Annotated in this window: 18 protein-coding genes; 15 read left to right on the top strand and 3 right to left on the bottom strand. The window is 34.7% G+C overall.

The features are described 5' to 3' along the window. Nucleotides 1–617 precede the first annotated feature (617 nt). Complete coding sequence (locus RE409_RS23745) at nucleotides 618–3,734, top strand: SH3 domain-containing protein (protein WP_242485372.1); 3,117 nt, start codon at nucleotides 618–620, stop codon at nucleotides 3,732–3,734. Between the two features lie 219 nt (nucleotides 3,735–3,953). On the opposite strand, the gene RE409_RS23740 is transcribed toward RE409_RS23745, so the two are convergent. Next, on the bottom strand, nucleotides 3,954–4,400 hold the full coding sequence (locus RE409_RS23740) for an Rrf2 family transcriptional regulator (protein WP_201186855.1): 447 nt from the start codon (nucleotides 4,398–4,400) through the stop codon (nucleotides 3,954–3,956). A 449-nt stretch (nucleotides 4,401–4,849) separates the two neighbouring features. Here RE409_RS23740 and RE409_RS23735 point away from each other — a divergent pair, with 449 nt between their 5' ends. Beyond that, on the top strand, nucleotides 4,850–5,566 hold the full coding sequence (locus RE409_RS23735) for a DsbA family protein (RefSeq protein WP_309558184.1): 717 nt from the start codon (nucleotides 4,850–4,852) through the stop codon (nucleotides 5,564–5,566). 3 nt (nucleotides 5,567–5,569) lie between these two features. Beyond that, entirely contained in the window at nucleotides 5,570–5,980 is a 411-nt protein-coding gene (locus RE409_RS23730; RefSeq protein WP_053347803.1) for a disulfide oxidoreductase, read from the top strand. A gap of 149 nt (nucleotides 5,981–6,129) precedes the next feature. Here RE409_RS23730 and RE409_RS23725 read toward each other — a convergent pair whose 3' ends face one another. Further along, entirely contained in the window at nucleotides 6,130–6,570 is a 441-nt protein-coding gene (locus RE409_RS23725) for an Rrf2 family transcriptional regulator (RefSeq protein ID WP_201186850.1), read from the bottom strand. 213 nt (nucleotides 6,571–6,783) lie between these two features. Here RE409_RS23725 and RE409_RS23720 point away from each other — a divergent pair, with 213 nt between their 5' ends. The 8 genes from RE409_RS23720 (at nucleotide 6,784) to RE409_RS23685 (ending at nucleotide 19,434) form a co-directional block, all read left to right on the top strand. Beyond that, nucleotides 6,784–7,425, top strand: coding sequence for an NAD(P)-dependent oxidoreductase (locus RE409_RS23720; RefSeq protein ID WP_201186848.1), 642 nt, complete (start codon nucleotides 6,784–6,786; stop codon nucleotides 7,423–7,425). 488 nt (nucleotides 7,426–7,913) lie between these two features. Then, nucleotides 7,914–8,798 carry a UTP--glucose-1-phosphate uridylyltransferase GalU gene (galU, locus tag RE409_RS23715; protein ID WP_309558183.1) on the top strand — a complete coding sequence of 295 codons (885 nt, stop codon included), beginning with the start codon at nucleotides 7,914–7,916 and terminating at the stop codon, nucleotides 8,796–8,798. 697 nt (nucleotides 8,799–9,495) lie between these two features. Continuing rightward, nucleotides 9,496–12,360 carry a CDP-glycerol glycerophosphotransferase family protein gene (locus RE409_RS23710; protein WP_309558181.1) on the top strand — a complete coding sequence of 955 codons (2,865 nt, stop codon included), beginning with the start codon at nucleotides 9,496–9,498 and terminating at the stop codon, nucleotides 12,358–12,360. A gap of 22 nt (nucleotides 12,361–12,382) precedes the next feature. Then, complete coding sequence (locus RE409_RS23705; protein WP_201222956.1) at nucleotides 12,383–13,588, top strand: glycosyltransferase family 4 protein; 1,206 nt, start codon at nucleotides 12,383–12,385, stop codon at nucleotides 13,586–13,588. A 32-nt stretch (nucleotides 13,589–13,620) separates the two neighbouring features. Next, entirely contained in the window at nucleotides 13,621–15,738 is a 2,118-nt protein-coding gene (locus RE409_RS23700) for a DUF6270 domain-containing protein (RefSeq protein ID WP_309558180.1), read from the top strand. 314 nt (nucleotides 15,739–16,052) lie between these two features. Further along, complete coding sequence (locus tag RE409_RS23695) at nucleotides 16,053–17,621, top strand: right-handed parallel beta-helix repeat-containing protein (RefSeq protein ID WP_309558179.1); 1,569 nt, start codon at nucleotides 16,053–16,055, stop codon at nucleotides 17,619–17,621. A 357-nt stretch (nucleotides 17,622–17,978) separates the two neighbouring features. Then, nucleotides 17,979–18,452 carry a MarR family winged helix-turn-helix transcriptional regulator gene (locus tag RE409_RS23690; protein WP_201250363.1) on the top strand — a complete coding sequence of 158 codons (474 nt, stop codon included), beginning with the start codon at nucleotides 17,979–17,981 and terminating at the stop codon, nucleotides 18,450–18,452. A 130-nt stretch (nucleotides 18,453–18,582) separates the two neighbouring features. Further along, nucleotides 18,583–19,434: a pirin family protein gene (locus RE409_RS23685; RefSeq protein ID WP_201186800.1), complete on the top strand. Its 852-nt coding sequence runs from the start codon at nucleotides 18,583–18,585 to the stop codon at nucleotides 19,432–19,434. A 208-nt stretch (nucleotides 19,435–19,642) separates the two neighbouring features. Here the strand turns inward: RE409_RS23685 and RE409_RS23680 are convergent, their stop codons facing one another. Beyond that, nucleotides 19,643–20,440, bottom strand: a complete 798-nt coding sequence (locus RE409_RS23680; protein WP_201186799.1) for a peptidoglycan-binding protein — start codon at nucleotides 20,438–20,440, stop codon at nucleotides 19,643–19,645. 678 nt (nucleotides 20,441–21,118) lie between these two features. Between RE409_RS23680 and RE409_RS23675 the strand changes: the two genes are divergently transcribed. The 4 genes from RE409_RS23675 to RE409_RS23660 all read left to right on the top strand — a co-directional run bounded on the left by RE409_RS23675 (nucleotide 21,119) and on the right by RE409_RS23660 (nucleotide 23,623). After that, entirely contained in the window at nucleotides 21,119–21,274 is a 156-nt protein-coding gene (locus tag RE409_RS23675) for a hypothetical protein (RefSeq protein ID WP_309558178.1), read from the top strand. Between the two features lie 468 nt (nucleotides 21,275–21,742). After that, entirely contained in the window at nucleotides 21,743–22,267 is a 525-nt protein-coding gene (locus RE409_RS23670; RefSeq protein ID WP_056520188.1) for a GNAT family N-acetyltransferase, read from the top strand. Between the two features lie 171 nt (nucleotides 22,268–22,438). Next, nucleotides 22,439–22,942 carry a GNAT family N-acetyltransferase gene (locus tag RE409_RS23665; RefSeq protein WP_201250948.1) on the top strand — a complete coding sequence of 168 codons (504 nt, stop codon included), beginning with the start codon at nucleotides 22,439–22,441 and terminating at the stop codon, nucleotides 22,940–22,942. Between the two features lie 282 nt (nucleotides 22,943–23,224). After that, a complete protein-coding gene (locus RE409_RS23660; protein ID WP_201225217.1) occupies nucleotides 23,225–23,623 on the top strand; it encodes a hypothetical protein in 399 nt (132 codons plus the stop codon). Nucleotides 23,624–24,133 lie beyond the last annotated feature (510 nt).

Below are 24,133 nucleotides of genomic sequence, written 5' to 3'. Positions count from 1 at the left end.
CGGCAAGGTCTTGCAAACAACTGAAAATTAGTTGCCAATAAAGCCGAGGATAAAATCCTGTATTGACGACTTTATTGTATAGCTACTCCCCTTAACAGAAGGATTCCTATAAGTATATATAAGTAATTATATAGTTTATTATGACAAAGCGTCAAACAAAAGGATTGGATGTCTTACTCTACATATATATTCCGGACTTTTTTTAAAAATGTGCTTTTATTTAGTCGAACGTTAATTATTATTTCAATTGGAGTTAGGCTGTTCTGAAGTGAGTAATAAATTCAAAACTAAATCTTCATATTTTTTCTAAATAACTCCTCTGGAAGAGGGGCTTTTTTTGCATTCATCATTAATTCTGCTCGGTTTTATTTGTCATCCAATAGCGTATTTTTTCCGTTTTAACTTTGGGACGTGGACTATATTACAATTATATCTATTTGATTACTTAAATGTCTGTTAGATTACTATTTTGTTAAAATCGATTCTATAGATCTGAAGACACTAGGAAATATGATATATTTTTAAACGAATAAGGATAAATACCTATAAAACAACTATGATTTTAACCGATATTTAAATAAATGGTAAAAATATAATTCTTTAGTAGGGAGAATGGAATGAAGAAATTAATTATACCGACTTTCTGTTTTGCAGTATTGTCTACAGTTGCTTTCGAAGAAAAAATATCTGCAGCTCCACTACCTGCAGAACAAATAAGTACTATAGAAACTAGTAACATGTATGTAAATGTAAGTTCAGGTTCGCTCAATATGCGGAAAAGTGCATCTGAAAACGCCGGCGTAGTAGCGAAGTTGATGAAAGGTACGCAGGTAACGGTGTATTCGGAATCTAACGGTTGGGCGAAGGTCAAAGCTGATGGAAAAGAAGGATATGTCAGTACCAAATATCTATCGACAACGAAGACTGTAACGGTAACCACAGCTACTACCGCAGTTAAAACGACGATGAAATATGTAAACGTAAGTTCCGGAACACTCAATATGCGAAAAAGTGGAACGGATAGTGCAAGCATAGTAGCGAAGCTGACAAGAGGTACGCAGGTAACGGTGTATTCGGAATCCAGAGGTTGGGCGAAGATCAAGGCCAATGGAAAAGAAGGATATGTCAGTACTAAATATCTATCGACAACGAAGCCAGGAACGGTAAATAAAGCTGAAGTACTTGTTAAAACGACGACGAAATATGTAAATGTAAGTTCTGGGACGCTCAATATGCGAAAAAGTGGGACGGAAACTGCCAGCATAGTCGCGAAGCTTTCGAAAGGCACGCAGGTAACGGTATATTCGGAATCCAAAGGTTGGGCGAAGATCAAAGCCAATGGAAAAGAAGGATATGTCAGTACTAAATATCTATCGACAACGAAGCCTGTAACGGGATCCACACCATCCGCCCCTGTTAAAACGACGACGAAATATGTAAATGTAAGTTCTGGGACGCTCAATATGCGAAAAAGTGGGACGGAAACTGCGAGCATAGTCGCGAAGCTTTCAAAAGGCACTCAGGTAACGGTGTATTCGGAATCTAAAGGTTGGGCGAAAATCAAAGCTAATGGAAAAGACGGGCATGTCAGTACCAAATATTTATCGACAACAAAGCCTGTAACGGGATCCACACCATCCACCCCTGAAAAAACGACGACGAAATATGTAAATGTAAGTTCAGGGACGCTCAATATGCGAAAAAGTGGAACGGAAACTGCTAGCATAGTAGCGAAGCTATCGAAAGGTACGCAGGTAACGGTGTTTTCGGAATCTAAAGGTTGGGCGAAAATCAAAGCTAATGGAAAAGAAGGACATGTCAGTACCAAATATTTATCGATAACGAAACCAGGAACGGAATCCACACCATCCACCCCTGAAAAAACGACGACGAAATATGTAAATGTAAGTTCAGGGACGCTCAATATGCGGAAAAGTGGGACGGAAAGTGCCAGCATAGTCGCGAAGCTATCGAGAGGCACGCAGGTAACGGTGTATTCAGAATCCAACGGTTGGGCAAAAATCAAGGCCGATGGAAAAGACGGGTATGTCAGCACCAAATATTTATCGACAACGAAGCCAGGAACGGAATCCACACCATCCACCCCTGAAAAAACGACGACGAAATATGTAAATGTAAGTTCAGGGACGCTCAATATGCGGAAAAGTGGGACGGAAAGTGCCAGCATAGTCGCGAAGCTATCGAGAGGCACGCAGGTAACGGTGTATTCAGAATCCAACGGTTGGGCAAAAATCAAGGCTGATGGAAAAGACGGGTATGTCAGTACCAAATATTTATCGACAACAAAGCCAGAAACGGAATCCACACCATCTATACCTGAAAAAACGACGACGAAATATGTAAATGTAAGTTCGGGGACGCTCAATATGCGGAATAAACCGTCAGAAGACGCTTCCATCATTGTGAAATTGGCAAAAGGTGTAGAGGTAGAAGTCATATCGGAATCGAATGGATGGTCAAAAATTAAAGCGTATGGTGGAGAAGGGTACGTTAGTACGCAATATCTATCAACAACGAAGCCTGGTTCTATCCCGGAAAGCCCGGATCCGGATCCAGACGATGAAGAAACCACGGTAGTTAAATATGTAAAAGTGGTTGATGGCTCTAATTTAAATATGCGCTCTTCAGCATCAACTTCAGCTTCGATTATAGCTAAACTTGTAAACAATACGGCAGTAACAGTTTATTCGGAGTCTAATGGGTGGTCAAGAATCACGGCGAATGGAAAGACAGGATATGTAAGTTCGCAATATTTATCAGCCAAAGCACCAGAAAGTCCAGGGAATTCGAATGGAACGATCATCAGGGTTGATAAAGAGTATAATCTTACGATGGACAAGATGGTTGAAATTCAAATGGCTGTAAATGGTCAAACGGATAAAAAGTATAAAACCTACATACGTGAGGATGGGTTAACTTTAATCAATTCAACAAAAGGCACGGTAAAAGGAACCAGTTGGCGTGTAAGGGGCGGAGCCGGATCTAATTATTGGGTAGTGGGGGCTGTCAGCAATAATCAATCATTGGATATTAAATCAAAAGTAAAGGGCTCTGACGGATACTATTGGTATGAAGTGAATTATAACAAGACATGGGTAAATGCTAGTCCAGAAGATATAAAATATAATATCAACCCTGATAATTTTGTGAATGATCCAGTCCATTCGTTCCAATTCGTTAAGCTCTCTCAATTGACCAACATGAATGTTTCTGAAGTGAATGATAGAATCCTTTCGGGTAAAGGTATCTTACAAGGCCATGCTGCAACCTTCACTTCGGCAGGAGAAAAATATGGGGTAAATGAGATTTATCTTATTTCACACGCTTTGTTGGAGACGGGGAACGGGACTTCACCGTTAGCGACAGGTGTCAAGGTGAATGGAAGAACGGTCTATAATATGTATGGAGTAGGAGCATATGATGGATCAGCGGTAAGCAGTGGTGCACAATATGCTTATAATGCAGGATGGTTCACTCCAGAAGCGGCAATCATTGGCGGTGCTGAATTCATCGCCAAAGGATATATCTCTGCTGGACAGGATACGCTATACAAAATGAGATGGAATCCCACAGCCTCAGAGAAATATGGATATGCTTCACACCAGTACGCAACTGATATTGGTTGGGCAACAAAACAAGTGAAACAGATTTATAATTTGTATAGTTTGTTAGATTCATATAAATTGACGATTGAAATTCCTAAATATAAATAAAAAAGTAAAAACACATGAGAATATCTCATGTGTTTTTACTTTAAGCTATTATTCGCAGACTACTTTGTTCCTTATGAGAGGATATATCTATGAAACAGGCATTTTATCTTCGAATTAAGGAATATATCTACGAAAAAAGCATATTATCTTCGAAATTATCTCTATATCGATTTTTCTACAAAAATAAACAAATATCACTAATAGATAAGCTGATCTTCCTTAGAATGTCCGTTTACCTAATTCTTCTTTTTCTATAATATCCTTTACAATATCTTCAATAGTTACTACGCCTAATGCCTTTTCTAAAGCTAGTTCTGCAATTGAAAAGATAGGTTCAATTGCATCTTGAATGTTTCTTCCAACGGGACATGCTGGATTTGGGTTATCGTGGATTCCAAATAACTCTTTATCTTGCACGACGTTAACAGCCTGATAAACATCGAGTAATGTAATATCGGATAATTCCTTAGCCAAAGTAGCTCCAGCGATACCTGGCCGAACATTTACCAAACCTGCATTTCTTAACATGCCAGTGATTTTTCTTATTAAAGCAGGATTGGTGTTAACACTTTTTGCGATAAATTCAGATGTATTAACTCCCTCTTTATTTATTTCTAAAAGAGATAATATATGGATTCCAACTGAAAAACGGGTACTGATAGACATCTTTTTCTCTCCTTTAAAATCTCTATACTTAAATAGTATAAATTATTTAACATGTAATACAAGTAGTTACAAGTTAAAAAAATTAGAGAGATAACCCAGTTTTTAGTTTGAAAAGTGTTAGAAAATGGAAGGTGTGTTAAGAGCCAAAATAAAAGTTACGTGTAATTGACAAAACACTCTCCTGAAACTTATATTATTACATGTAAATGAATTAGTTACAGGGCGGAAAAGTAGAAGGGGGGAAATTGGCATTTTAGGTGCTAATTTTGGTAGTACCGCATTAGATGAAATAGAAAAACCTTAGTATATCCATGAAAGAATTTTTTGTTTCGGAAGCTGATTATTTCGTGACATGTAGTAAGTATCAATAAATGTAGAAGCAAAAGGAGTTTGAAAACCGAACCTCCACGAAGTGTTTCTGCCCAAATACATAAGTATGGAGGTATAAGATGACTAAAAACAATAAAAACAATAAAAACAATAAAAGCAAAAAAAATAATAAACAACAACAATCGTCTACATTCACATTTTGGATCATAGGGTTAATTGCTGTTATTATTATCGGCTTTATATTTTTAGCAAATGGAAAAGAAAAAGATGTAGCCTTTGAAATTGATTATAAAGGACAACCCTATTTAGGAGATAAAAAGGCTCCTGTTCAAATTGTTGAATTTGGTGATTATAAATGTCCAATCTGTAAATCATTTGAGGAGAATTTCTTTCCCTCTATTCAAAGTGAATTGATTGACACCGGAAAAGCACAATTTTACTTCATGAATTATTCGTTTATTAACGTAGATTCAATACGATCTGCTAAATTCGCGGAGACTGTTTATAAGGAATTAGGAAATGATACCTTCTGGGAATTTCATGAGCTGTTATACAGTAAACAGCCAGATGATCAGAAATATGAAAAAGAAGATGTGTTTACGGACAAGTTTTTAGAAGAAACCTTGAAAGAAATCGTAAATGATAGTGATGTCAAAAAGGTTGTTACATCTTTTAAAGCAGATTCTTCCGAGGATTCATGGAACAAAGATATGGAGACTGCGGCCGAATTAGGAGTATCTGGAACACCTTCCTTATTTGTTAATGGTAAGAAGTTTGAAGGAAATACACTTGAGGATTTAGTGAAAATGGTAGATGAAGCTGCGAAGGAGAAATAATTCATGAATAAGCCACTGTTATTTTCCTGGATAATATCTATCATTGCGACATCTGGAAGTCTTTATTTTAGTGAGGTTCTTCATTATGTACCATGTACGTTTTGTTGGTATCAAAGAATCCTGATGTATCCATTGGTTTTTTTATTAGGCCGTGCTTTTTATGACCAGGAACTAAAAATTTATCGTTATATTCTCCCTTTGTCGATTTTAGGTATGTTGGTTTCAGGATATCACTATAGCTTGCAAAAAATCCCTGCTCTTCAACAGTTCGAAATGTGTCAAAGTGGTGTTCCTTGTTCAGGAGAATATATTAACTGGCTTGGATTTATCACCATTCCGTTGTTAGCTTTTACTGCTTTTTCATTTATTACTGTATGTATGGGAATACTTATGAGTAAGAACAATAATGATTGAGTAAGTAATCTTTAAATTAATACACCCTTTGATAAAGGCATCTTTCGTTGTGGAAATGGTTTCATTTTACCTCTACAATGAATGGTGCCTTTATTTAATTTGCACCATTTCGTAAAGTTGATGTACTTCCCCAAAATCCTCTATATACATTACTGATTATTAAATTTTTCTTTTTCTAAAATATCTTTTACAACATCTTCAATAGTTACTACTCCTAATGCCTTTTCTAGGGCTAATTCTGCAACGGAAAAAATGGGTCCAATTGTATCTTGTATGTTTCTTCCAACGGTACATGCTGGATTTGGCTGTTCATGAATCCCAAATAATTCTTTATCCTGCACGACGTTAACAGCCTGATAAACGTCGAGTAATGTAATATCGGATAATTCCCTAGCCAAAGTAGCTCCAGCAATACCTGGCCGAACATTTACCAAACCTGCATTTCTTAGCATGCCAGTGATTTTTCTTATTAAAGCAGGATTGGTGTTAACACTTTTTGCGATAAATTCAGATGTATTAACTCCCTCTTTATTTACTTCTAAAAGAGATAGTATATGGATTCCTACTGAAAAGCGGGTACTGATAGACATTTTTTTCTCTCCTTTAAAATCTCTATATTTAAGTATAAATTACTTAACATGTAATTCGAGTAGTTACAAGTTAGTATTGCTCACAAAAGTTATTAGTAAACTAAAGTTTGGATAAAATAAATTGACAAAACGTCATCCTGTAACTTATATTATTACATGTAAACAAATTAGTTACAACCTGAATATAAAGACGACTATAGGAGGAGTTTTAAAATGAAAATAGCTATTATTGGTGCAAGTGGAAAAGCTGGAAGTCTGATTTATAAAGAAGCTATAGCTAGAGGCCACGAGGTTACGGCTATTGTCAGAGATGCAGCGAAAGTACAAAATCAAGGAGCTGAAGTTTTAGAAAAAGACGTATTTGCTTTGAAGGCAGATGATGTTAAAGAATTTGATGTGGTCGTAAATGCGTTTGGGGCTGCTCCAGGGCATGAACATCTACATGTTGAAGCTGGTAAAGTCTTAATTGAAGCTATGAAAGATGCACCTAATACTAAATTGCTTGTTGTTGGTGGTGCAGGAAGTCTGTTTGTCGACGAAGCGAAAACAACTCGCGTACTAGATACACCGGATTTTCCTAAAGAATACTTTGCAACAGCATCTAATCAATCTAAAAACCTTGAGGATTTACAAAATGCTAGTGGAATTCAATGGACGTTTATCAGTCCTTCTGCATTCTTTGATCCACAAGGCAAAAGAACAGGTGGGTATAAATTAGGGAAAGATAACATCCTTGTAAACTCAAAAGGTGAAAGTTATATAAGTTATGCTGACTTTGCTATTGCAGTATTAGATGAAATTGAAAGCCCTCAGCACATAAATGAACGCTTTACTGTTGTTTCGGAAGCTGAATAATTCGTAACGATTTATGAGTGTAAACTTAAACTTTATAAAGTTTAAATAGAAAAAATTAATGGCTTAATTAAAATATAGTCAAAAAACGGAGGATTTTCAGTCTCTCCGTTTTTGTATTTGGTTTAGAGACAAAAAACTGAACGGAATATGTGATGTTTTTCTCTTGTCAAAGAGGTAAGAGGGGGAGTGCAGTTCCAACTTTGTCGAAGAAGTAGTTTCATTAGGGGTTTGAACCAAGTGATATAGTTGGAAATAATGTTAGACAGGCAGTCACCCTCAATTAAAAGGTTTCTCTTAAGTATGGGTCTTTAAGTACCTAAGTAATTGGGATGTGTTAATTAGCTTTAAATTACAATTATGTATCCAACTACAACTTAAATGGATTTTTTAGGATAAATTGTTTACAAAAACCAAGTCTATGTTACTATAAATATTAGATGGAAAAATTAGTAGTTTTTTAAAAGGTCATATGAAGGAGCTTCAAATCAATGAAAAAAATCCAAAAGGCAATTATACCTGCAGCAGGATTGGGAACAAGGTTTTTACCTGCTACAAAGGCAATGCCAAAAGAAATGCTACCAATAGTGGATAAACCAACTATTCAATATATTATAGAAGAAGCTGTGAAATCAGGCATTGAAGATATTATTATTGTCACAGGAAAGAATAAACGTGCGATAGAAGATCACTTCGATAATGCCTATGAGCTAGAGAATAATTTGAGGGATCATGGAAAATTTGATTTATTGGAGAAAGTACAATATCCATCTAATTTAGCCAATATCCATTACATTAGGCAGAAAGAGCCGAGAGGCCTTGGACATGCTATCTGGTGTGCCCGTAATTTTATTGGCGAAGAACCATTTGCCGTACTTTTAGGTGATGATATCGTTCAAAGCGAGGTACCTTCATTGCGTCAATTAATAAATGAATATGATGCGACAGGTTCGTCTATTATTGGCGTACAATCCGTTAATGAAAGCGAAACGCATAGGTATGGTATCATTGACCCGCTTACTCAAGATGGTAGAAGGTACGAAGTTAATAACTTTGTTGAAAAACCAGAACAAGGAACAGCTCCATCTAATTTAGCCATTATGGGGAGATATATTTTAACCCCAGAAATATTTCACTTTTTAGCTAAGCATGAAACTGGTGCTGGAGGTGAAATTCAGTTAACTGATGCCATTCAAAAACTAAACGAAATTCAATCAGTATTTGCCTATGATTTTGAAGGGAAAAGACATGATGTCGGAGTTGTAGATGGCTTTGTAAAAACTACCATTGAATTTGCCCTACAACGTCCTGAATTGAGAGACGACATTTTAAGAGAATTGGAAAGTATACTCAAAAAGCATAAGGCAGTTAAGTAGTTTTTATACATAAATCTCATGAGAATTATCTTTAACTTTAAATCCTTTCAAAAAATACTCTGTTTGTATAAAAAAACTCTCTTCATTGTGAACTTGAACAAAATCCCGAATAATGGTCATGAAAAAAGGTCCCTTATCCGGGATTTTCTATGTCTTTATGCTTGAGATCCAATTAGTTCAGCAATATGGAGGGAAAGGTAGGATAGTGTTTAATGAATGACTATTCTTTAAATACTTATGAGTAGATACTCCTGCATGGACAATTCGGAAAAGCTAATAGGAAAAGACCAAGGGTCAAGGGATTATACGAAGGTGGATGATTGCAAAGTACATAGAAGAGGTGTTTAATCTCTAAAAAAGCCTATACGTCAATTAAAGTACCATAAACCGTTTAATATATTTGATGAAATTTTATAATTCTAAACAGAACGATCCTTATAAAATGATAACAAAAAAATCCTTATGGTATGTAACTAAATGGTATGATATACTCAGTTTTGTTAAAAAATATATATAATGGTATTAAAGTTTTGTGAATTATTTGTAAATTATTTGTAAATAAGGGTTATATAATATCATGCAAAAACAATCGTATTATTTATTGCTTGCTCAAGCGAATTGTTTAATTAATATTTTATTAAATGGTTTAAACCAACAGAAAAATTAAGAGTTAATAACTGAGAGGTGCAAATGCAAATTGAAGGTTTTAGAATTATTATGGCTTCCTAAAGAACAATCAGAGTGTTCTTTGTTTGATATAAAGTATCAAGCAAAGAAAATTAGCATCATATTAAAAACTGATGAAGCGTTAAGTGAGGGCGAGGCTTTCTTCACTTTAATCGATAGAACATCTAGACAGGTTTTGAAGTTTCCTATAAACGAGCATGAAGGAAAAGAAATATTTAGTGTGGACATTTCAATAGATAACCATATCAACTATCTTACAACAGGAATATGGGATGCCTATTTACAAAAAGAAAAAAATGGAACTGTAATTAAAACTCGAGTTAAAAATAAACTTTCAGAATCGATTGAATTCCCTCCTTTTTATGTGAAAAATTCAAATATCTCATTTCTCCCCTATTCCACAATCAAAGGAAATTTATCTTTTAGATGTGAGGAAAGTAAAGCTATCCTCAGAGTAGAAAACATAGCGTTAGAAGAAAACGGAACTCTATTGTTAAGTGGCTATTTCCTAGTTCCATCTTGGGATGTGAAAAAGTCTGAAGATGTGAGGAAGCAACTTATTCTTCATTCTAGTAATAAAGATATAAATATTGATATTAATAATGTGGCTCGTAGTGATGTTTCAACACTTTTTGGTCAACCAGATAATAAATATAATTGGACAGGGTTCGATATTCGCCTCGACTTCTCAAAAAATTCTTATGAGTTGTTAGATGAACAATCTACAGAACTATTCATCAAAATGACCTTTGAGAACCAAGAGATGATGTTACCAATAATAATTCCACCTGCTGTAGACCTTAATAAAACAGCAGTTTTCCAGACTTCTGAAGGTATTAAGAATATTTACATTAATATAGATGAAGAGAGTCAAGGAATTGCTTTATTTGTGACAAAAGAAAACTTACAGGCTGAAGTCGAAGCAATTTATTCTGAAAATGGAGAAATCACTTTATCAGGAAGAGTAATCTCACGAGATAAAGCTAATGAAGTATCCTACAATAACGCTCATATTGTTGTGAGAGAGCGTCAGTCTGTTGAAGAATATCAAATAGATATTGAAATCAATGAGTCTTATTTCACCCACACATTCGAAGTAAAAGAACTTGTGGACAGGGGCATATTTACAGACGGGGTTTGGGATTTATATCTTTTGGTGGATGGACAAATGAACCGTTTAGTAACGCGTTTGGATGGTATTACTAATAAACAAAAGTTAATCTCAATACCACAGATGATGTTTTCCGATGCAGAAGGGAAAATTCTTGCTGTAAAGCCTTATTATACCCTCCATGAGGAAGTATCCATTTTTTCTCGGGACTATCTTGCCGTTAAGTCTATTGAAAAGGTTGAAATAGAAAAAGGGATTCTTTCTATAGTAGGAAAGCTAAATATACAACCTCCTAATATCGACTTCCCTGCAACTACTAAAGGAAAATTAACAATTAAAGCACAATACGGTGTCGTATATGAACTTCCTGTCACATGGCAAACTGAAAAAACAGGAAAAACTAAGCTTGAGTTTCAATTTATTGTATCCGCAGACTTAGGTTCTCAAGGCCTTTTAGAAATGAGCGATTCATTGCTTAAAGATATTAGCTTTGATCTAATTCAGTGTGAAATTCAACTTGAAAAAGGTTTTGTACCATTTACTATGAATATTGACCCGGCAAAGGTGATTTCAACCTTAGAGGATCGTCTTAAACAAAATGGTAAGTATAAAAGAATCTTGACTAAATGGGGTCTCCGCTTTTATAAGGCTTGTAATAAGGTTCTTCCAATTAACCGGAAAAATGTTATTTTCCAAAGTTTTCATGGGAAAAGCTATTCATGTAGTCCTAAAGCAATTTATGAAGAAATGCTTGAGCAAAAACAGAATATTAAACCTATATGGGTCTTAAATAATCTTAAGCAAGAAGTTCCAGGGAATCCAATTCTGGTCAGACCACACTCTTTCAAATACTACTATTATATGGCTACATCAAAATATTTTGTAAATAATGGGAACTTCCCTGATTTTTATGAAAAAAGGAATAAGACAGTCCACCTACAAACATGGCATGGAACACCATTGAAAAAGCTAGGGTACGATATAGATCCTAACTCTTTATCTTATACAGAAAACACATCACCTCAGATCAGCAGACGAAATGCAAGGTGGGATTATCTCATTGGACCAAATGAGTACACGTCTACAATTTTAAAGAGAGCATTCAGATTTGATAAACAGATGTTAGATGTAGGATATCCTCGGAATGATATTTTTTATAAAACAAACCTTGAAGAGAAAACCGAGAAAATTAAGGGAAAGCTTAATATCCCAAAAAACAAAAAGGTTATTTTATATGCCCCTACATGGAGAGACTATGATTTTCATAACGGAAATCAACATAAGCCATATGAATTTAAATTTGACTTAAGAAGGTTCAAAGAAGAATTCGGGGAAGAATACGTTTTACTATTACGATTACATTACCGGGATGCTACCCGTATTAGGCTTCAGGGGTATGAAGAGTTTATCTATAATGTTTCAAGTTATGACGATATTCAGGAATTATATTTAATTTCTGATTTATTAATTACGGATTACTCATCTGTTATGTTCGATTATGCCAATTTAAACAGACCGATTATTTTCTTCACATATGATTTATCTCGTTATGGTTCCCAGGTTCGTGGTTTCTATATGGACTTTCAGACGGAAGCTCCAGGACCTATTGTCCTTAATGAACAGCAGCTTTTCCATGCAATTGAAAACATTGATAAAATAGAAAAATTATATAATCAGAGATTCAAGAATTTCAGAGAAAAGTTCTGCCATTTAGAAGACGGACAAGCCTCTAAACGAACGATAGAAGCCGTATTTAAAAATTAAATAGAAAAAGGGTGTAGCTGTTGTGAAAATTCGTTTCTTAGTGTTTGATATTTATGGAATGGGTGGCACAGTACGAACTGTTCTTAACGTAACTAACTATTTAGCTCAATCTGGTTACGATATAGAAATCATTAGTGTCTTCCGTTATCGGAAAGTGCCTTTTTTTGAAATAGATCCTAGAATCAAGGTCGTTGTCCTACACGATGTAGTTAGCAGAAGAAAAGATGATACAAGTTTAAAAACGAGAACAGCTAATAAATTATCTAAAATCAAAAGTAAACTTATTCATACAGATGACGAGGGATATCATTTCTTTTCCTTGCTAACTGATATAAAGCTGTATAACATAATTAAAACTATTAATTCGGGGATATTAGTCACCACTCGACCAAGCTTTAACATCTTTGCAAGTAAATATGCAAATAAAGAAGTTCGCATTATTGGACAAGAACACTTAAACTTCTCCATCTATCCTGAGGGAATGAAGAAATCCATTATTAAACATTATGTTAAGTTGGATTATTTGGCCACGTTAACAGATGAAGATACAAAGGATTACAAAGAACTACTTAAAGATGGAAGAGTTGAAGTTAGAAAAATCACCAACTCTATTCCAAATTTACAAGGTGTCGTATCCCCTTTGGATTCTAAGACCATAATTGCCGCTGGACGTTTAGTACCACAAAAAGGATTTGATTTATTAATAGAGGCATTCAAAATTGTCAATCAGCGATATCCGGATTGGAAGCTCAAAATTTTTGGAGACGGCCGTGAAAAAGATAATCTTCAAGATTTAATTTCAGAGTATAAACTGTATAATCATGTGATTTTAATGGGCTCGACTCAGCATATAGATATTGAACTTTCTAAAGCTTCTATTTATGCATTAAGTTCAAGATTTGAAGGATTTGGAATGGTTATTGTAGAGGCTATGCAATGTGGAGTGCCAGTGGTGAGCTTTGATTGTCCAAAAGGGCCAAGTGAGATTATTTCCCATAATGAAGATGGTTTACTTGTTGAAGATGGTAATGTTGAGAAATTCGCAGAAGCCCTAATGGCGCTAATGGAGGATTATGAAAATAGGAAAGCATTTTCCGAAAAAGGCCTTGAAAGTGTTAAGCGATACGAAATAGATAACATCGGTAAAATTTGGGAAGATATAATAGAAGAAAATACTCACAGCATGAATAAACAACCTATAAATTCCTTAGGTGGAACAATAAATTAAGGGTATTCAATCTTATGGAGGGTACGGTACGTATGACAATTTTAGTAACTAATTTAGGATATAGTAATGGTGAATTATCGCTAAATGGTAAAGCAGAAGTTTCATTAGAAGAAAGTTGTTCCCTTTGTATTAGAAGAAGAGAAATTGAACATGGATTAGAATATCCAGAGGAGTATTCATTTCCACTGAATATTAACGGTAGTGAATTTGTTTTTGAGAAAGATATAAACACTCTTCTTCAAGGGATTTCTCTAAATAATGAAATGATATGGGACTTGTTTTTATTGTCTGGGGATGATTATTTCAAACTAGAAACAGACAACCAACTAAAAATTAGCATAAATGATTATGTGAGTTTAGATAATAAACAATTTAAAGTAAAACCGTACATTACAGGAGAAAACGGAGTATCTATATTTGTATTAAAAAACGATATTAAAGCAACCATTGGCAAAGCTTCATTTAATGAGGGAGTCTTCAATTTATCAGTTCAGATGAGTAATTCAGCTATTTTGAAACAAGAAGATTGGAATAACTATTCTATTAGATTAATGGTGAAAAAACGAGAGCAAGAGCACCTTTTCGAGTATTACGAATCTATGGTAATTGAGCCTGTTACAGGTGTAAATCCATTAAATTTCTCCTTAAACATTAATGATTTATTTGAAAATTATCAATTGAATAAGAACCTTATTTGGGACCTTTTTATCGAAGTAACAAGCAAAGATGGATTAGTTGTTGAAGCTCCATTACTATGTTCAAGCGGAACTAAAGGACTTTTTAATTTCAATTATTTTAATTTTTCCCATAATGATTTATATAGAACCAAGCCATATGTTACGGGGAAGAATTCTATCGCCCTTTTGATTAGGCCTAGTGAACTAAAAATAAACCTTTCACAGCTGAAATTTGAAAACAATACTATGCATCTTTTAGGGACAATTTCTTCTCCTGAATATGATGTCTGGAATTTCGATGAGCTCGAATCATATCTAATTATAAAAAAGCGGTATACAGTTGGAAAGGAAAATGTTTACTATACAGAAAAAGTATCACATTTATCCTTGTTAAATGCCCATTTTCAAGCAGAACTATCTGTAGCAGAGCTTCTTAACGATGAAGTTATTCATCATGGAGATGTATGGGATATGTTTGTACGTTTAACTACATTGGATGGTAGAATCATAGATGTAATGGTTAAGCCACTTGAAGATCTAAAAAAAGAGAAATTTACATACGAAATTATGAGTGCTAATCCATCATATAAGTTTAAACCATATGTAAACGGATTAGGCAACTTCTCTCTCTATTTTATAGACTCTAACAAACCTTCACATGATGCGGTTAAAGTTGCAGTATTAGGCTCGTGTTTTAGTAGAAATCCATTCAATTCAACAAACTACTTTAACCCAACTTATAAGCAGAATTACAAATGTGTATTAACCCAATTCCATTCATCCATTATCAGCATGGTTTCCAATCCTATGCAAATAGATGTTGCTAAGATGGATGATGTATCAGAGTATAACAAGTATTTTATTCAGAGCGACTTTGAGAAGAATTTCTTTGATCAGATTAAAGAATTGCGTCCTGAATACTTGATCATTGATTTATATGCAGATGCTGCACGTGACATAATTAAAATAAATGATGATACTATCGTTAGTGCAAGCCTTGCTTTAAGGCAAAGCAAATACTTTAAGGAATTCATGGATTATGAAGTAGTTACTCATGACAACAATGATACTTACTTTGCTTTATGGAAAGAAGCTATGATTCAGTTTTCAGAAAAAATTAAAGAATACCTTCCTGAAGATCGCATCATCCTTAATATCGGGGGCTTTACCTCAACATATTATGATGCAGATGGCTCTATCAAAAAGTTCCCACGGAATCATATTATTCAAAGGAATAATTATTTCTGGGATAAGCTAAATTCTTGGTTCATACAGTGCATTCCCGGTTGTAAGGTAATTAACCTAAAAGATACTAAGTATATTGGACAACATGATCACCCATTCGGGAAAACGTTCTCCCACTATCAGTCAGGTTATTATAAAGAGTTTATGAATAGATTGAATAAACTTGTAATGCAAGATTTGCAAAGTGATAGGCAAGTACAAGAGAACAAACAATTGATTAAGGCTTAACTAAAGCTGACCTAAAGCTGACCTAAAGTTATAAGTAACTACTACGAATGAGCCTTGTAAAGTAGACAGAGTTAAATAAACAACGTTTTATGCAGCCTGAGTCCTAAATTTATATGGACTTAGGCTTTTCTTTAAACGATTATGAGTAGAAAATTTATTACCCATTATGCTTTCAAAGTTCCTTTGAGATAATATGGTATAATCGAAACTCTTTAAAAGTAATGGATTTGGTTATAGAAGGTCATGGAATATGGATTTTCGCTCAAAACATTGTAGTAAAATGACTTATCCAGAAAAAAGGAATCGTCTTTCAAATGAAAAAAATACACCGTTTTAAGCAGGTACCTAAAAAAGTGCCTTTGACTATCGCCTGTTTTGTTTTAATCGTTTTAGTTATTTTCAAGGGAATCATATCTTTGAATAATAATGAATATTCGCCCGTCTCAAAGACTGTTTCTGAGTCTGTTATTAATGTAAAAGATGCTGGTGCTAAAGGAGATCAAATTAACGACGATACGAGACCTATACAAAAAACCTTAGACTTGTCTAAGACGAGTAGCACCCCGATCAAGATTATCATTCCAAAAGGAACCTATAAGCTTACAAATACGTTACGCATATATAAGAACACACATTTAGTCCTTGAAGAAGGGGCTGAGCTGCTACGCAGTCATGACAATACGATAATGGTTAATGGTGATGCCGGGGCAATGTATACGGATTATAATGGCCATGGTAATATCACGATTGAGGGTGGTATTTGGAATGGTAATATTAAAAACTATCCAGACCCGTTCAATGCAATTGGTATTGCAAGAGGGAAAAATATTACGATTAGAAATATAGAGGTTAGAGATGTAGCAAGCGATCATGCAATAGATATTAATGCTTCCGAACAGGTTGTAATAGAGAATAGTAAATTTTTAGGATTTAAGGACACAACACCTGACCATTCTCGCTTCTATTCAGAAGCAATCCAAATATCTGAGCATACTAAATTGGGATTTAGTCAATATGGCGTTTATGATGGAACCCCTTCAAAAAATGTAACAATTCGCAACTCCTATTTTGGAGCAAGTGGAACCAAGGGAACAACTGCTTGGCCAGTTGGCATTGGAAATCATGGTTCTGTTCACAATAAGTTTAGCACTAATATCATGATACAAGATAATACATTTGAAGGTATTACCTTCGTAGGCATTCGTAATTTTAAATGGAAAGATACGACTATTCAAAATAATACCTTTTTAAATAATAACAGAGGTATTGCACTCTCTAATCCAAATGGAAAAGGGGAATCTTCGAAAACATCTAATGGTATTCAAACAGGACTTCCACAATCAGGTAGTAACACAACAATATCAAATAATATATTTCAAAATACGCGCAGAGAGAATATATATGGAGAGGGTTGGCCTAGCCCTACAAACGTTGCAAAAATAGAGTCCCTCATTATATCAAAAAATGTCTTTAATAATCAGCTTGGTGGTAATCAAAAGCCTAATATCTATCTCAACTGGATTGATGGAGTAACTATTTCAAATAATAGGATCTCCAATGCGTATCGAGGCATATATTTGGGGTTTGCTAGTAATGTAACAATCAGTGATAATACGTTTGAAAATATAGGAACGGATGGTTTATTAATAGATGAACCAGATTTGGAATATCAACATAAGGGATATACAAATAATATTAAAATAAGGCACAACACTCTTTCGGATATTGGAAGAATTGGCCTGTTTATACAATATACAAAAGGATTTTCTATCATAGAAAATGAAATTACAACCAGTGCAGAAAAAAATAGTTTCCATGTGGACAATTACTCCGAGAATGGAGAAATAAAAGATAACACGATTATTACAAATATACATCAATAATTAATATAAAAAGATGTAGAAGCAAATTCCTTTTATGCACCCTGAATTGATATTAAAAATGTTAAATTATAGTATCCTATTAGGACACCTTAGCCGTTTGGTAGTGATTTCTCGTAAATTTCAAACCAAGCTACGAGGTGTTTTTTTTGATATTATTCTAGGTTTAACAATCTCTTTTATTTTGCTGCTATAATAATTCCCCCAAAATCTCTCATTAGATGAGAGAATATCTCTTATATTAGAAACAGGATGGCTATACTATATGAGGGAATTTGTATGATAGACTAATGCCATTTGACTACTTATCAAATTACTAGTAAACTGATGGTGAACCAAGAGGAGAGGTGATGGTCAAACATGGATAGACGAGGGTTTACCGATGATAATAAATTGAGTTTGTTGATTTGGTTGCGAATGGTTCGTTTTTATCAAAGAAGTAACCAGCTTTCGAATGATCATTTACAACATTTTGGCGTCACTGTTGCGCAATTTGATATGTTGGCACAAGTGCTTATTCATCAACCTGTTTCACAACTGGAATTGGCGGAGCACCTTACGATCAGTCGTGGAGGCGTATCACATATGTTAACAAGGTTAGAAAAGGATAATCTGATTGTTCGGGATCAACAATGGAAAGTTAAATATATTTCATTAACTGAAAAAGGGAAAGATTTAATGGAAAAAGTAATGCCAATTCAATCAGATTTTCAAGCTTCATTATTTGATGTATTGGATGACACAGAAAAGAAGAACCTGCATGAGATGATGATAAAGGTTCATAGATATAGTTTTCAAATGGAAGTGCCTAATCCCATACAGGAGGAATCCTAAATCAGGTATGTGATTGGAGCGAAACTTGTTTTCAAAGCATTAGGAAAGTTATTGAGTAGCTAAAAAGGAAGAAATATAGTAATGGCACTTTATCAGGTTACTAGTAACTTCAAGGAGGATGAATAGAGGAATGGAAAGTAAAAATATCTTCAAACGTGATATTGCTGAAGTAAGAGATGTGAAACTTCAAAAATATAGTCCGATTCATACTGCGGGACCAGTCATTGAACCAGGAAATTGGGAGAAGAGTGATCCCTTTCTTTTAATGATGGAGGATAAATTTCAAAAAGGTTCATTTGATATTCACCCACATAGAGGGATTGAAACAGTCACATTTGTTATTGATGGAACGATTGAGCACTATGACAGTCATACCGGGGATGGTGGAATAATCGGACCGGGTGATGTCCAATGGATGACAGCCGGAAGCGGCGTTGTGCATAATGAGGTGCCTTCTGAAGGTGTTACCGCCCATTCGCTTCAACTCTGGGTCAATCTTCCCCGCGATAAAAAAATGACAACACCGCGATATCAAAATTTAATGGGAAAAGATATGCCAGTGAGAAAAGAAGAAGGAGCTATCATCCGCGTCTTTTCTGGTTCATCAAAGGATGTTATCTCTGCGACGAAAAACCATGTTTCTGTTACGATGGTGGAAATGCTTCTAGAGCCTGGAGCTTCGGTCACACAGAATTTGCCGGGTAGCTACAACGGAATGATCTATCTAATTGAAGGAAGTGGAGTATTCGGTAAAAACGAAATGAAAGCTTCAAAGGGTCAAGTGTTGTGGCTGGGTGCAGGGAAAGAATCAGAGGAAAGTGAAGTGGATATAACAGCAATTGAACCATTGCGAATTGTTTTATATGCGGGAGAACCTTTGATGGAACCAGTTGTTGCCCGTGGACCATTTGTCATGAATACAGAAGAGGAAATTGATCAAGCTTACCTAGAGTATCGGCAAGGTACATTCTTGAAGGATTAACGAATATTTAAATGGAATTAGAAATAGGTTAATCTGAAGTTTCCTAGAGATATTATATGTAGTATAAGAAATTAAAGAGCATCAACACTTGATGCTCTTTTTAATTTGATATTTCTAATAATTGTTTATGTATTTTAAGTTTTCAATACATGCTCTTTCTCTCTATTTATTTAGCAGATTCAGATTGAAACGCTGGAGCCGTATTCAATCACTCTATTATTTTTACTTTCACTTCTTTTCTTCCCCACGTTAAAGCATCCGCTTCTTTTGGAATGAAAACATCAATTCTATTACCTTTGATCGCTCCACCCGTATCTACCGCGATGGCTTGTCCATAACCCTCAACCTCTACGTTAGAACCTAAAGGAATCACATTCGGGTCGACTGCTATCACTTTTGCATCATCATACTTTTTTAAATCAACACCCATTCTCGTCGTGCCGGAGCATCCAGAACAGCTTGCCGTATAAGCTGTGCTTGCAACGGTCAGCTCCTTAACATTTTGGCTTACTAAATTGGCTTTCTCCTCTAATTTGCCTAAAGTCCTTGCCCCTGCAATTCCATCAACCGATAAACTCTTTTGCTTTTGAAAATTTGAAACGGCCTGCTTTGTACCAGTGCCATATATGCCATCGACCGTTGAAGTGTAAACACCCCATACCTTCAATAGCCTTTGTAGTTCAGCTACAGGCTTGCCAATATCCCCACTGCGAAGGACTTTTATTTTCTGGTTCGTTTGTGAACCTGCTATTCCATCAACTTTTAGTCTTGATTTTTCCTGAAACTTCTTTACAGACTCTTTTGTAATCGGACCGAAGTAGCCTGTTGCTTCATGATAGGGGAAGACCCCTTTTGTCATTAATAATTCCTGTAGCTCCTTTACATCACTATGACTCGTTCCATACGAAAGTGTGCGATCTCCAACGGCAGCTTCACCTCTAGTTGGCATACAAATTCCAATAATGAATATAGAAGCCGTTATGATCGTAAATAATATTTTTTTCATGTTTGTCCTCCTCGTTGTTTCTTGCCTTAAACAATTCGCTAAACTATCACTTTTTCAGGCGCAGTTAAGGAAAAACACCTCGAAGGCACTAAAGAATTGTTAATACATGTAACAAACAGAGAAACGAATAGGGAGGATATATGATGCCAATATCCTTAGTTGTAATAGCGTATTTCATTTTTGAAGAAGAAGAAGAAGAGGTGGCATATACGCAGTTATCGGACATTCGTACTTAAAAGAAAGATTTTTTCTTAATTTACACAACCACTTAGGAAAATAATACTAAATATAATAAACTCTTCATCCCTTTCAATTCTAGCTCTCCGTATAATCAATGAATCAAAAAAAGTAGAAGAAATCGATTTTACCAGTGGCCCATCCATGCAGAAGGACATCAAGTGCTGGTTTGGATAAAAATAATTTGATTGAGGTTGATTAAATGGAGCAGTCGTGACAGGTGCGCCGAAGGAACTCAAACGTTTCCAAAACCTTGATTTTATCCGCGCCTCTATCCTTGGTGCTACAACCGATAAGTATTAATGGTGGAATCCATCAATTCATTGTAAAACAAACCCTTTGATTTATTAAGGTGCTGTCATGTATTAACTCTCAATTTTGAAGAAAAATATGGTAATATTTATTTATTGTGGAAATAGATTTAGAGATGAGGAAAACTACATGTTAACTAAACATAGTAATAACTTATTGATTATTTCATCTTTACTAGCAATAACAGGGCTAGCACTGATGTTTTTAAGTATTAATTTTGGCATTTCACTAGGGGATTCTTGGCTTGATAATCAGGAAGATGGAATCTATGATACTGACCAATAGAATATGGTGGTTGAGACTCATAAAAATAATTTTATAATAATTGGAAGTGTCTTATTTGGCACTGGAATACTAACACTTATACTAACTTACTTTACATTTATATTAGGAAAAAAAGATAACGACAAACTTGTCTAACTGCTAGTCAAGTAGTGGATCAGGGCTGTCTATATGACAGTTCTTTTTTATTCAACGAGGCAGTTTGATTGTATTAATGTTATTTTTTCATTGTTGTAAATGACCATTAGGAGTGAACTCATGCAATTTTTATCCATAATCTTTTTTATTGCAATTACTGTTTTTCTCCTTTACTACTTACCTTTAATCGCAAAGGACTTACACAAACATACAAAGCAGAATGAAGAAATTAAGGCCCTTTTAGAAAAAATAGTAAATAACCAGTTGGAAAATTAGGTCTACCTAGCTTGTTGTTTGATTAACGTGAAAGACTATGAAAAAAGGGGTGGGAGAATGTTTCCTAAATTAGAAACAGAACGGCTTATCTTGAGAGAACTTACTGTAGATGATGCCCAGGATATATTAAACTGTTTTTCAAATCCTGATGTATTACGTTATTATGGACAAAAACCGTTAACCAGTTTAGATCAGGTGAAAAATATTGTTGTGAATTTTGCTAATAACTACAATGAAAAACGCGGCATTAAATGGGGAATTGAAAGTAAAGAAAAGGAAGGCATTATCGGAACAATTGGATTTCACGATTGGTCTTCTGAACATAAGAGGGCTGAAATAGGTTATGCACTTTTTCCAGAGAATTGGGGCAAAGGTCTTGCCACTGAGGCTGTTTTAGAAGTCATATCATATGGTTTTAAAGAACTTAATCTAAAGCGTATTGGAGCTATTGTGTTTGTAGAAAACAAAGCATCTAATGAGTTATTAATAAAATTGGGCTTTGAGAAGGAAGGGGTTTTAAAGAATTATATGTATCAAAATGATGTTCCATTTGATACGAACGTATACTCTTTACTGAAATAGGGGAGTAGATGAAGTACGAACCTTATTGACTAAGCAATTACCGAAAAGAAATAGTTCTAATTGAACTATGGGGTCTGATTTATTTCAATGAGGTTGATTGCTGAGAAATCTTTTCCTAATGCTAATGTAAAAGATAGACACTAAATCTGTCAGGGAGTGAGTGTGAATTTTATGGGATTCCTTAAAAATGACGAAGAAGTCCAACTGCAAGATGTCAGAGAGAGTGATCTATCCATCTTTTTCGAGCATCAATTAGATTCTACTGCAAACAATATGGCTGCTTTCACATCTAAAGATCCTGCTGACAGAGAGGCTTTTTTGAAACACTGGATGAATATTTTAGCGAACCAGAATATCTTGAAAAAGACCATACTTTATAACGGGTGTGTGGTGGGCAGCATTCTAAACTTTGAACAGTTTGGCAATCAAGAAGTCAGTTACTGGATTGGAAAGCAATATTGGGGCAAGGGGATTGCCACTGATGCACTGAGTAAATTCCTCCATGAAATAAATGTTCGACCTCTTTATGCCCGAGCGGCTAAGGATAATATCGCATCTATTCGAGTATTGAAAAAATGCGGGTTTGCAATTACCGATGAGGACAAAGGATATTCAAATGCACGAGGCGAAGAGGTTGAAGAATATATTTTGAAGCTTGAATCAACTAAATTCTAGATATGAGTTTTCGGGAAATCTTTAAACTTACAGTGTTCAAAGATTCTTTGTTGAAATATTAAATTAAATGGGTGGCATATAATGGGGGTTAAGATATTTTCGATAATTCTAATTTTAAGACGGATTATCTTCCTGAAGGACGGATTAGTTTGACACACGGACGAATTATCTTCTTGAAGGTCGAATTATTTTGCACAACGGACGAATTATCTTCCTGAAGGACGAATTAACATTCAGAGACGTATCAAATGCGACAAGATTTTAGGAGCTGTGGTTGGCTAGATGAAAAAAGTTATAGGCGTAATATTGGTATTAGGAATTATTGGATTGGGAAGTTATTTTCTATTATTAAAGCAAGAAGGATTTGAATTCACGGTAAAAAATCAAACGAATAAAGAAATTACAGGTTTATATTTGACCTATAATCATATAAACTCTGATATTAAAATTCCCTCAATCCAGCCAGGCGAAGAAACTAAGTTAAATGTAACGCCAACTGAAGATTTTGGAGAGAATTCGATGAAACTACAATATAAAGATAGTAAAGGAAAACAGCATACAGAATATGTAATCGGATATTTTGAAAAAGGATATTCAGGTGGGGGAAAAATCACTTTAGAATCTATTAATAAGAACGGGGAAATTCAAATGAAAATCGAAGATACTACTAGACTCTACTGATTGAATGGGATTATGAAAAGGTTTTACCGTTTATAAAATGATGGACCGAAATTTATTTTTGATTTCGGTTTTTCTTATTGTTTTTTTCTAAAAGAATATAAAGAAACAGAAGAGGGAGAAGAATTCATAGACTCACTTGAAGATATGTTTCCTATTAAATATTCAAAACAGGTATTGAAAGATACAGAAGATGGTGCTGATTTAGGTGAACAACTACAGAAAAAGGTTGAAAATTGGCTAAGTAAATCGAGCAAATAAATATCCCTTTCTTTATAACTACTATCTGGGGCAGCGTCAGGTAAATGCAGGTTTTTTTTATGAATTATTCTTTTCTTGCTATTAAAAATTGATGTTCAAACCATTGCTGCTCCTGCATTTTTAATTCTATCCTTGTTTCATTATTTCAATCAATTCATCTGGAATATCTGGATGTTGCTTAATAATTTCCATATTAAGCAACATTTCGAGTTTTGAATATTATATCCCATGTACCTCTATGGCAAATAAATA

Source organism: Peribacillus sp. R9-11 (genome assembly GCF_031345095.1).
In the GTDB taxonomy this organism is placed as follows: Bacteria; Bacillota; Bacilli; order Bacillales; family DSM-1321; genus Peribacillus; species Peribacillus butanolivorans.
Note: the sequence above shows the minus strand (reverse complement) of the source record. Positions and strands in the feature narration are given on the sequence as shown.